The sequence below is a fragment of the Acinetobacter sp. YH01018 genome, from assembly GCF_013420295.1.
GTDB lineage: Bacteria > Pseudomonadota > Gammaproteobacteria > Pseudomonadales > Moraxellaceae > Acinetobacter.
This window is the reverse complement of sequence record NZ_VOYL01000006.1, coordinates 93,599-105,737: the sequence shown is the minus strand read 5'-3', so window position 1 is coordinate 105,737 and position 12,139 is coordinate 93,599. Positions and strand designations below refer to the sequence as shown.

9 protein-coding genes are annotated in these 12,139 nt (G+C 43.0%); 2 read left to right on the top strand and 7 right to left on the bottom strand.

Going from position 1 to position 12,139, the window contains the following annotated elements:
• Positions 1-506: 506 nt before the first annotated feature.
• The 6 genes from pstB to FTT83_RS04005 all read right to left on the bottom strand — a co-directional run bounded on the left by pstB (position 507) and on the right by FTT83_RS04005 (position 8,985).
• Entirely contained in the window at positions 507-1,433 is a 927-nt protein-coding gene (gene pstB / locus FTT83_RS04030; RefSeq protein ID WP_086196108.1) for a phosphate ABC transporter ATP-binding protein PstB, read from the bottom strand.
• Between the two features lie 13 nt (positions 1,434-1,446).
• Positions 1,447-2,838, bottom strand: a complete 1,392-nt coding sequence (pstA, locus tag FTT83_RS04025) for a phosphate ABC transporter permease PstA (protein ID WP_086196109.1) — start codon at positions 2,836-2,838, stop codon at positions 1,447-1,449.
• Complete coding sequence (gene pstC / locus FTT83_RS04020; protein WP_086196110.1) at positions 2,835-4,214, bottom strand: phosphate ABC transporter permease subunit PstC; 1,380 nt, start codon at positions 4,212-4,214, stop codon at positions 2,835-2,837. Before pstC ends, pstA begins: the two co-directional genes overlap by 4 nt.
• A gap of 99 nt (positions 4,215-4,313) precedes the next feature.
• On the bottom strand, positions 4,314-5,339 hold the full coding sequence (locus tag FTT83_RS04015) for a substrate-binding domain-containing protein (protein WP_166167009.1): 1,026 nt from the start codon (positions 5,337-5,339) through the stop codon (positions 4,314-4,316).
• Positions 5,340-6,075: 736 nt separating this feature from the next.
• Positions 6,076-7,608, bottom strand: coding sequence for an aspartate aminotransferase family protein (locus FTT83_RS04010; protein WP_180176225.1), 1,533 nt, complete (start codon positions 7,606-7,608; stop codon positions 6,076-6,078).
• A 3-nt stretch (positions 7,609-7,611) separates the two neighbouring features.
• Positions 7,612-8,985: a diaminobutyrate--2-oxoglutarate transaminase gene (locus FTT83_RS04005; protein ID WP_180176226.1), complete on the bottom strand. Its 1,374-nt coding sequence runs from the start codon at positions 8,983-8,985 to the stop codon at positions 7,612-7,614.
• A gap of 488 nt (positions 8,986-9,473) precedes the next feature.
• Here FTT83_RS04005 and FTT83_RS04000 point away from each other — a divergent pair, with 488 nt between their 5' ends.
• Positions 9,474-10,178, top strand: a complete 705-nt coding sequence (locus FTT83_RS04000) for an SIMPL domain-containing protein (RefSeq protein ID WP_180176227.1) — start codon at positions 9,474-9,476, stop codon at positions 10,176-10,178.
• Positions 10,179-10,336: 158 nt separating this feature from the next.
• On the top strand, positions 10,337-10,933 hold the full coding sequence (locus FTT83_RS03995) for a phosphatase PAP2 family protein (protein ID WP_180176228.1): 597 nt from the start codon (positions 10,337-10,339) through the stop codon (positions 10,931-10,933).
• A 61-nt stretch (positions 10,934-10,994) separates the two neighbouring features.
• On the opposite strand, the gene proB is transcribed toward FTT83_RS03995, so the two are convergent.
• Positions 10,995-12,128 carry a glutamate 5-kinase gene (proB, locus tag FTT83_RS03990; RefSeq protein WP_131273367.1) on the bottom strand — a complete coding sequence of 378 codons (1,134 nt, stop codon included), beginning with the start codon at positions 12,126-12,128 and terminating at the stop codon, positions 10,995-10,997.
• Positions 12,129-12,139: the final 11 nt, after the last annotated feature.

Below are 12,139 nucleotides of genomic sequence, written 5' to 3'. Positions count from 1 at the left end.
TGTTCAAATGGCTATTCTACGTTTGATTGGTTTTGGAAAAAAAGAAGAATTTAAGAAAGTGCTAGCAATTTTAAGAAAGAAAAAGCCTGATAGGACAAGGATCCTATGAAATTTGTCGTGTACAGAGCTCAGTATTATATTTTTGTCTTTTCAATAGAAAATAAAGGACAAAACCCATCGAACTCGACACAATCACAAAAATATCATAAAGCCATCGATGGTAATTTGTCATGCCGCGGCTTTGCGACGTTAGAAACAAGCCGTCATAATCAGGGATCAAAACTGCAATGACTATACTCAGCCCAACCATGAAAACAGCAAAATATTGATCTATATACACTGTGCCAAATAAGATTTGAAACACCTCTTTTAAGGCACGACGTGTGATTTTAGCGTGCTCTCGCTCTTCAAGTGTAGGCTGCATTCTTCTTTTATGGTTGGATTCTTAATCTGTTAATTATAACGAAAAAAGAGCCTTACGGCTCTTTTTAGATATGGTGTCCAGATTAACCGAAGCGACCGGTAATATACGCTTCAGTCAATTGGTGATCTGGCTGAGTAAAGACTTTTTCAGTCGAATTGACTTCAATCAAGTCACCCAAATGGAAATAGGCAGTACGGTCAGATACACGTGCAGCTTGTTGCATCGAGTGCGTTACAATCGCAATGGTATATTGGGTTGAAAGTTCTGAAATCAGTTCTTCAATTTTAGCCGTTGCAATCGGGTCCAGCGCTGAACATGGCTCATCCATCAGAATCACTTCCGGACTAACCGCAATAGTACGCGCAATACATAAACGCTGCTGCTGACCACCTGAAAGACCTGTACCCGGCTGGTTTAAACGGTCTTTGACTTCATTCCACAGCCCCGCTTTATGCAGGCTATTTTCCACAATTTCTTCCAGGTCGTATTTATCACGCGCCAAACCATGCAGTTTAGGACCATACGCCACGTTATCAAAAATTGATTTCGGGAATGGGTTCGGTTTCTGGAACACCATACCAACTTGTGCACGCAGTAAAACTACGTCCAGATTCGGGTCGTAGATATCCTGATTATCAAGCATCACCTTACCGGTCACGCGACAGGTATCAATGGTGTCGTTCATACGGTTTAAGGTACGCAGGAAAGTTGATTTACCACATCCCGATGGACCAATAAAGGCAATCACTTCATTTTCATAGATATTGATGTCAATACCTTTAATGGCTTCTGCTTCGCCATAGTAAACATGGACATCTGAAGTACTTATTTTAACATTCGATGTTTCATTTTCTTTTTTCGTTGAAGTATGAGTATCGAATTGAGAAACAAATGAAGTACCAGGATGTTTTTGATCGACTTCGGGAGCGATAAACTGTTTCTGTTCTGGATTCACGGATTCATCCTGTTCTAAGGAATTTGCTTGTGTCATAGCTGTTACAGTATTCATATATTGTCCTCACTTACCAGCGCACTTCAAGTTTCTTACGTAACCAGATGGCAAGGCTGTTCAAACCAACCATCAGCGCCAGTAAGACAATAATTGCGGCAGCAGTACGTCCTTCAAAGAAGTTACGTAATTCGTTACCCTGCCATAAGAAAATTTGTACCGGTAATGCAGTAGATTGATCGAGTGGTGTCGCTGGCACGCTTGCTACAAAAGCACTCATCCCAATCAGAAGTAAGGGTGCGGTTTCACCGAGGGCTTGTGCTACCCCAATAATGGCGCCGGTTAAAATACCAGGAAGCGCCAAAGGCAGCACGTGATGAAATACCGTTTGTACACGGGAAGCACCCAGGCCCAATGCCGCCTGACGAATGGATGGTGGTACTGCTTTCAGTGATGCACGTGTGGTAATAATCACGGTTGGCAAGGTCATCAGACTCAGTACCAGACCACCGACCAATGGTGCAGAAAGGGGTAAATGCATCCAGCCAATAAAAATGGCAGCGCCGAGCAAACCAAAGACTATCGAAGGAACCGCTGCCAAGTTATTGATATTCACTTCAACAACATCTGTAATCCAATTTTTAGGCGCAAATTCTTCAAGATAAATAGCTGATGCCACACCAATCGGAATCGAGATAAAAATCACGATCAGCATCATGAACACTGAGCCCATGAATGCACCTGCAAGACCAGAAGTTGCAGGTGAACTGCGTGAGTCCGGATTGGTAAAGATATTGGTATTAAAGCTATTCTCAATCACACCTTTGGCTTTTAAATCATCGGCAAGCTGGCGAATTTCAGGACTAAGCTGTTGCTGGTCATCAGGTAAACTGCGATCAATATTACCTGCTAACCATACATCGACATTGGCATCGGCCAGAATCTTGATCTCTTCTTTTTTGCCAATTAGCGTTGGATCAGCCATTACCATATCACGCAAGCGATAGGCCTCTGAACTGGTATACAAAGCGGATAAATCATCACGTTTTGAGGCAATTGAAGGATCTTTTGCAATCATGCCATTAACAATCAAGGCATCCCAATCCACCATGCCCATTTCGGTTTGCCAGGCAATGGTACGCTCCGCAAACTGGGCTGGAGATTCGCCATCCTTCTGCGTAGGTTTTGCACCCACCTGAATGATGGCAGGATCGAAATAGACCGGTACAGAGAGACTGCTTTGCCAGAATGCAGGTAAGCCTTTCGCTAAAATACTTCCGAATAAAAGCACCACAAAGAACAAACCTGTCACAACTGCAGAAAAGCCTAAAATACGGAATGTCTTTTCTTTACGATGACGTTTGGCTAAAGAACTGGCAATTCTCTGTTTACGTTTTTCGCGTAATTCAGCTGCAGCTTGTGGGTCAAAGCTTTGCCCCATAGAAGATGTATTTGATGTACTCATTCGTATTGCTCGCGATATTTACGCACGATATACAGTGCAACAATGTTTAAACCTAACGTAATGACAAACAGCGTTAGACCTAATGCAAATGCCACCAAAGCTTGCGGGCTGGCAAAGTCGGTATCGCCGGTTAACTGGTTCACAATGGTAATAGTAACTGTAGATACGGCTTCTAGCGGATTGACATGCAATAATGGACTATTCCCTGCTGCCAGAACCACAATCATGGTTTCACCAATCGCACGTGATGCGGCAAGTAGGAATGCGCCAATAATCCCCGGCAGTGCAGCAGGCAGAACCACCTGACGAATGGTTTCAGACTTGGTTGCACCCAGCCCTAAAGAACCATCGCGTAGTGCACGTGGCACCTGGGTAATAATGTCATCCGACAGTGAAGATACAAACGGAATAATCATGATGCCCATGACAAAACCGGCAGTTAAGGCACTGGTTGCATTAATGTGTAGTCCAATGCTTTCGCCAAGCAACTTGAAGAATGGGCCAATCACCATCAATGCAAACACGCCATAAACAATGGTTGGAATACCGGCTAAAACTTCAATGGCAGGTTTTGCCCAGGCACGAAAACTTGAAGGTGCATATTCAGCCAGATAGATAGCAATCATCAGTCCAACAGGAACCGCAACCAATAAGGCGATCCCGCTCACCATCAGGGTTCCCCAGATTAATGGCAACAGGCCATAACTGCCTTCTGCATTTCCAGAAGTACTAAATCCAGGGTTCCATTCCGTACCAAAAAAGAAATCGATCGGACTTACAAAATGGAAAAAGCGCATGGCTTCGCTAAACATCGAAAGTACAATTCCGATGGTGGTTAAGATGGCCACACCGGAACATAGAGCCAAGCCCCAATTAATGATTTTTTCAACCTGGTTACGGGCACGATATTGCTGGGCAATGCGCTTTTTAGCCATCACCAGACCCGCCAAAGCGGCACAAATCACTAAAGCCAATTTAGCAAAAGAACTAATCGTTTCAATTTTCGCGAGTTGCTGTGCGGCTGCAATTTCATAGGCTGCGGCTTGATCACTCACACCAAAACCCGAAGCAATCGCTTTAACACGATCAATGAGCACTTCTATACCGGCACGATCCAATGTCGCTGCAACGTTTGCAGGGACATTATTTAACACCACATGGCGCAGAATGTTCGGTTCGACAATATTCCAAACCAGTAAAATTAAAAAAGCAGGGATACCACACCATAAAGCCACCAGTGCCCCGTAATAGCCAGGACGCGAGTGCAACTTTGCAGTGTTATTTCCCTTACCTGCTAGGTTACGGCTTTTTGATAACCCGATTTGATAGGCGATGGCAATTAATGCCAACAACACGCCCATAAGTAGCAGATTCATGTATTCTCCAGCATTTTTCAATTTTCATGCTTTGAAAAACTTGTCTATACAAAAAAGCCGAAGGTAGAAATTATTCTACCGTCAGCTCATTTATCCTAATTACTTAACCGCTTTACCGGCTTTCAAATTTGCAAGAACTTTGGCACGTTCTTTGTCTGACATAGAAATCAGACCCGCTTTTTCCAGTTTAGAGCCTTTACCTGAAACTTTCTTATTCAGGAAGTACTCAGAATACTGTTGTAAGCCTTTGATTGATTTAAGGTGCTCACCTTTTACGTAGAAGTACAATGGACGTGATACCGGGTAAGAACCATTTAGAATCGTTTTCTCTGATGGGGTCACATTATTCACTGTAGCTACACGTAATTTGTCACGGTTTTGGTCATAGAAACCTAAACCAAACACACCAACTGCACTTGGAGAAGTTTTTAAACGTGCAAGTGTTTCAGTATAATCACCAGAAATTTCAATGACTTTTCCGTCTTTACGGAAATTTGAACATGCTTTCTTCTGAGCATCTTTATCTAAGTTTTTGAAATATGCGTAAGATTCACAACCTGCTTCAACCATTTTTTCCTGGAACACTTCACGTGTACCGTGGTTAGAAGCTGGAATTACCAATGTGATTGGTTCATTTGGAAGTGCTTTGTCAATTTGATTCCAGCGTGTATACGGGTTTGGAACCAATTTGCCTTGTGAAGGCAACTGTGCAGCCAGTGCAGCAAATACATGTTGTGGACGTAATTTATAAGCTGCTTTCTTTGAGTTAGATGCGAATACAATACCGTCATAACCTACTTTAACTTCGATTACTTGGTTTACGCCAGCTTTTTTACATGCAGCCAATTCAGTATCTTTAATTTTACGAGATGCATTGGCGATGTCGATGGTATTATCACCTACACCCTGACAGAATTGTTTTAAACCGCCAGATGTACCACCAGAACCCACCACCGGTGCTTTAAATTGCGGGAAAGTATTACCAAATTCTTCTGCTACAATACTTGCGTATGGCAAAACAGTCGAAGAACCAGCGATCTGGATAGTATCACGAGCTGCATTTGCTGTTGTTGCTACAGCTGCCCCTGAAAGTGCTAAAGCAAGTGCGATGTGGTTTAAGCGCATTCTTTTCTCTCTTCAATAGATGCAATTTTGAAGTACGCTACTTTTTATAAAGTTTTGTACTTATTTCGATGATTGCATTTTGATTTTAGAATATGACAATCAAGTTACAGCTTTGTGACGCTTTTATGATAATTCATTTCTTTTGTAGGGTTTTTAAAAATATCTTTTAAATTCAATAACTAAAAACCAATCAAAAATATTATTCAAACATTGTTTTTGAGTACGAATTTGTAATATTTCTTAAATCTGTCATTTTCTCATGCCTTCTGTTTCTACTTGCAGGGTGTTTATTCTATGTACAGACCATAAAAATGTTCTGTTTCTGGATTTCTTTTCTATCTGTATCAGGCTTTCTCTGTCCCGTCTCAAAGTTACACTACTCTAATTTTTACCACCACTTGTCCAAATCTCTGAAATTCATAAACATGATTTTGTCATATAGTCAAAAATAAATAATGACAATGATATGACCATAAACATTAAAACAATTAAAAATTCTAATCCTGATTGACCCGCTCACATGGTCTTTAAAGAACATGACTGGGACTTGCTTGCAGAATACTGGTCTCTAAAAAGTTTTAGTCTGTAATTTACAGCTTGAATTTAAAGCAAAACTTTTCAACCACATCTCTTCCAATCAGATCAATATTGATACCTCATAAATCAAATGAGGTTGTACAATCTTAAATAAAAAAAAGGAGACCGTATGGCCTCCTCATTTCACACAGACAATCAATTAATCAATTGCAGGCGTATATGTACCATCCGCGATTGGACCTTTGATACGATCAGCCTCTGCAAGCACAAGGCCAAGCAGGTTCTTCACGTTATCTAAAGTCGCAACTGGACTAAGTGTAGTCATCTTCAAGGATTGAACCTGACCCACTTTAGTCACGCCAATATTCGCTTCACCGCGAGCAAACAGTTCATCCGCAACGTTCTGGTTCAATGTATCTAACAATTCAGCAGGATAGCCTGCTGGCACTACACGGAACAAGACCGAAGCAAATTGCGGTTCAACCAGAAGCTCTAAACCATCAGTCGCTTTAATATAATCAGCAACATCACGGGTCAGTTTCACGCCATGATCGATCATTGAACCGTAAAGCTCTTCACCCAATGCTTCAACCGTCATCCACAATTTCAATGCATCAAAGCGACGTGTTGTTTGCAGTGATTTAGACACCAGGTTTGGCACGCCATGTTCTTCATCATAAGCAGAGTTCAAGTACTCAGCTTCATAATGCATGAAACGGTAGTTCGCTTCGTCTTTCAGCAAGAACGCGCCACAAGAAATGGTCTGGAAGTAATGTTTATGGAAATCGAGCGTCACGGAATCAGACAACTCAATGCCATCGAGCATAGAACGGTAGTCATTAGACAGAATCAGTGCACCACCCCAAGCTGCATCGATGTGCATCCACGCGCCATATTTGTTGGTGATTTCACGAATCTGTTTTAATGGATCAATCGCACCGGCATCGGTCGTACCTGCAGTAGCAACTACACATGCCACGATCTTGCCTTCAGCTTGAAGGTGAGCCATGGTTTTTTCCAGTGCATCGACATCCATCTGTGCATTTTCATTTACAGGAACAGTGACTACGGACTGGAAGCCCATGCCCATCATCGCCATGTTCTTTTGCACAGAGAAGTGTGCATTTTCAGAACAGATGACTTTGACATTACGCATAGCATCCGCAGGAATACCATCGCGCTGAACAGACCACGGATTGCCGTTTTCGTCTTTCCAGTTTTTCGAGATGCAGGCATCACGCGCAAGCAGCACACCCATCAGGTTCGACTGGGTACCGCCAGAGGTGAAGACGCCTGCCTGACCTGAACCATAGCCGACTTTTTGACGCAGCCAGTCAATCAACTGCACTTCCATCAATGAACCGGCCGGGCTTTGATCCCATGAGTCCATAGACTGGTTGGTTGCATTAATCAATACTTCTGCAATCTGGCTCGCCACCATGGTTGGGCAATGCAAATGTGCTAACGAGTGCGGATGATGAACCTTTAAGCTTTTGTTCAAGAAAAGCTCAACCATACGTTCAAGCGACTTGTGTAGACCCATGCCTTCTTTTGAAGGATGAAATGCAATCGCACTGCGTAGCTCTTTAATGCTGCCGCCGGTATACATTTTGTCGTTTTGCAACCATGCAGAAACGGCTTTTACCGCTTCCTCCATTGCTGACTGATAGTCAGCAATAGAACCTGCATCATTGCAGAATAACGCTTTACGGTGTTCTGCAAAATCTACCATGCCTTAAGCACCTCGAACTGCAACAAGCGCTTCAGCGATTGCTTTCTTAAAGCGGGCAATCACTTCAACACATTCGTCTTGCATGATGATAAGCGGGCAAAGTAAACGGATCACTGTACCGTTACGGCCACCTTTCTCAAGCAACAGCTTGTTGTCGAAACATGCAGCCTGAATAGCAGCAGCCAATTGAGAATCACCCGGTAATGAACCCATGTGATCTGCTTGTTGGCGTTCGTCAACGATCTCGATACCGATCATCAGACCACGGCCACGCACGTTACCGATACATGGGAATTCCACTGCCAATTTTTTCAATTCAGCTTGCAGGAAATCGCCACGCTCTTGCGCATTTTGTGCAAGATTTTGTTCTTTGATGGTTTTGATGGTTGCAAGACCTGTACCCATCGCCAATTGGTTACCACGGAAAGTACCGGTGTGACCTGCTGGCTGCCAGGCATCAAATTTGCGTTTAATACCCAGTACTGCAAGCGGCAAGCTACCACCTACAGCTTTAGACATCACCACCACGTCAGGTTCAATACCCGCATGTTCAAAGGCAAACATTTTGCCTGAACGTCCAAAGCCTGCTTGAACTTCGTCAAGAATCAACACGATATTGTGTTTTTCAGTCACTTCACGGATTTTCTTCAACCATTTAACCGGTGCTGTAACCACACCGCCTTCACCTTGAATCGCTTCAAGAATCACAGCTGCCGGCTTGGTTACGCCGCTTTCTACATCTTCAATGAAGTTTTCGAAATAATAAGTCAAGGCATCAACACCCGCTTCACCGCCAATGCCTAACGGGCAACGGTATTCATGCGGATATGGCATAAACTGTACACCTGGCATCAAGCCATTTACTGCATTCTTCGCAGACAGGTTACCCGTCATTGCCAAAGAACCGTGTGTCATACCGTGATAGCCACCTGAGAAGCTGATCACCGAGCTACGACCGGTATAGGTTTTTGCTAATTTAATCGCTGCTTCTGTACCGTCTGCACCAGACGGGCCACAGAACTGCAGGCAATACTCTTCCTTCCCACCAGGAAGTTGTTCAAGTAATGCTTCAGTAAATGCATCTTTTAAAGGTGTCGTTAAATCTAAAGTATGTAATGGCAAACCACTCGCTAGAGTGTCCTGAATACTTTGAATTACCGCAGGATGATTATGGCCTAAAGCCAATGTTCCTGCCCCAGCTAAACAATCGAGGTACTCTGTACCTTCAACATCAGTAACCCAACAACCTAAGGCTTTTGCTATCGCTAACGGCAATTTGCGTGGATAGCTACGAACATTGGATTCCATCTGGCTTTGGCGAGTCAAATAGTATTCGTTAGTAGACTTAGTGGCAGGATTTACAGAAGAAACGCTCATATCGAATTACCATCTCTGATATGGGTTGAAAGAAATAAGTCGGGTGACTTGTGGTCCTTTGACTCGGTGCTTTATAGAATCTAGTTTGACGACTTGATTTATACATCATAACTAAACGGCGGATGATACAGAATTTTTCAATAAAATAAACAAGTTTTATGACTTTATCTGTCCAAAACCGATCAAAAAAATATATCAAGCCAAATCTTAGATTGAATTATCATCTTACAGTGTGACAGACTAAAGAAAACCTTATTTTTATACTTTTTTTATGCAAAAGATTGAATTAACGTAATCGATTAATTTTTATAAAATTAAGTATATAATTTTTAAATGTTTTCTTGAGAAGTCATTCTTGATGAAAGAAATGAAATAGAAATGAAATCATTTACAATCTTGACACAAAGTCTACAAAAAATCCTCATGAAGTAGCGATACCATGCCTATCAGAGGCTGAACTTTTCTTTACAAAAAAATAGGTAAAAATAATGCGATATTTAACTCTCCCCTCCCTGGTATTTGCCAGCCTGCTTTCAACCGCTGCCTTTGCTCAGCAGGCAGAACCACTGAACTATAATTTAGTCAATGTACAGGCTGAAGCAACGCGCCAGATTTCTAATGATGAAATGCATGCGGTTTTATATATTGAAAGAAGCAAGAAACAGCCAGCCGAACTTTCTGCACTCATCACACAGCTCATGAACCAAGCCATTGCAGCCTCGAAAAAATACCCGCAAGTGAAAGTCGAAACGGGTACTCAGAGCACTTATCCTGTGTATGACAATGACAGCCAGAAATTGAAAGAATGGCGTGGCCGGGCTGAAATTCGTTTAGAAAGTACCGAGTTTAAGGCCGTCAGCCAGTTAATCAGCGAATTGCAGCAAAATTTCCAGACCCAGTCGATTGAATTTACCGTTTCCGATGCAAAGCGTAAAAAAGTGGAAAATGAATTGATGGTGGAAGCCTCGAAAAACTTCCAGCAACGTGCACAAATGTTGACTTCGGCATGGAATAAATCCAGTTATAATCTGGTGAACCTCAACCTGAATACCAATAACTATTACCCACAACCAGTGATGATGCGTGCCAATATGGCGAAATTTGCCGGTGCTGAAGCCGCAGATGCGCAAAATGTTGCTGCTGGTGAATCGAAAATTACAGTCAATGCCAATGGTTCAATCCAGTTTAAATAATTAAATGATGATTTAAATAAAACCGTGTGCACACACGGTTTTTTTATGAGCTAAATGGGCGATTTGGAACAATATAGCGACAATCCTGTCAAATGTTTCATTTTATTTTTCTTGTAAAATCATCCTATCTTTCAGCTTTTATCTCTCCTCACTATCCCATGTCCCTTGAAAGTTTAAATCTTGATCTGTTTAGTATCCTGAACGTGCCTGAACAGGCTTCCCCATTGATGATGCACTTTGCCACTTTTGTCGCCCATGATTTAGTCTATCTGCTGATTACCTGCTTTGCCTTGTTTTGGTTTTATGGTCATCAAAATTCAAAAGCCCTGATTCTAAAAGCCTTTATCTTTTGCTGCGTCGCTCTCTCAATCAGTGAAGTAGCATCTTACCTGTTCAATACCCCACGTCCTTTTGTGATGCATGTCGGTCAGACTTTAATTGCACACGAAGCAACAGGTTCATTCCCCAGCAATCACATGACTATTTTTAGCAGTATTGCATTTGCCTATTATTTTTCGGCACGACGGGATATTGGCAGGTTTTTACTGGCAGTCGCCTGGCTGGTGGCATGGTCACGGATTTATGTAGGAGTGCATTTCCCGGTTGATATGGCCGGTGCCTTTATTTTGTCGTGGGCTGTAAATCTTGCTGGTTTAAAATTATGGAATCATTACCAAACAAAACTGATGTGTCGGGTCATGTTCCTCTATGAAAAATTATTTAGCGCATTAATTCAACGTGGTTTAATTAAATAAGCAATTAAAAAATATATAAAAAATCCCGCTCTAAAGCGGGATTTTTTTGAATCTATAAAACTTAATAGATCGCCATATGGTTGCGGTGAATCATCTCAAGTGAACGCGCTTCACCTAAAACCTGATGCACTTTATCCGATGCCAGACCTTTGACAATTTCAGCTGAACGCGAACTGAAGTTGACGCGACCGACAGCAATGCGATGCCCCTCTTGGTCCACACACTCCACCACATCACCACGTTCAAAGTGACCTTCAACCGCTTTTACCCCGACAGGGAGCAAGCTGCGGTGATTGTCTTTAATCGCTTTGACTGCACCATCATCCAGCACCAGACGGCCAGCGGTTTGTAAATGTGCCGCCAGCCATTGCTGATGTGCAGTAATGCGGTCATTGTCGGTAATAAACAAGGTTCCCAGCAATTCACCAGACATTAAACGCGCCAGGACATTATCGCTTTCACCGCTGGCAATCAGGGTTGGACAACCCGATTTTGCCGCCAGACGCGCCGCACGGACTTTGGTCAGCATACCGCCACGACCAAATTTGCCGCCACCGCCTGCCATATCGAACAGGCTTTCATCCAGTGCACGCACGGTATGGAACAGTTTGGCATTTGGATTAGAACGCGGGTCGGAGTCAAACATGCCTTGCTGATCGGTCAGGATAATCAGCAAATCGGCATGTACCTGCCCGGCGACCATCGCAGCCAGAGTATCGTTATCACCAAAGCGGATTTCATCGGTCGAAACCGTGTCATTTTCATTGATCACCGGAATCACATGCCAGTCAATCAGGTGCTGCAAGGCATCACATGAATTGAGATAGCGACGGCGGTCTGCCAGGTCATCATGGGTTAACAAAACCTGCGCCGTTTGAATGGAGTGGTTTTCAAGCACACTCGACCAGGTTTGAATCAGTCCCATTTGACCAATGGCAGCACAGGCCTGAAGACTGGGTAGATCGGTGGGTCGATTCTCAAGTTTCATTCGAACCATACCTTCAGCCACAGCTCCGGAAGACACCAGAATAATCTCATGCCCTGCATTGTGCAGATCTGCAATCTGTTTCGCCCAATGCGAAATTGCATCCAGATCTAAGCCTGTTCCGTTTGCTGTAAGTAAAGATGATCCGATTTTAACAACGATTCGTTTACAAGCCTTGAGCTGACGTTGCCCATCTACCACTTCTATCATCTTGTCCTCAG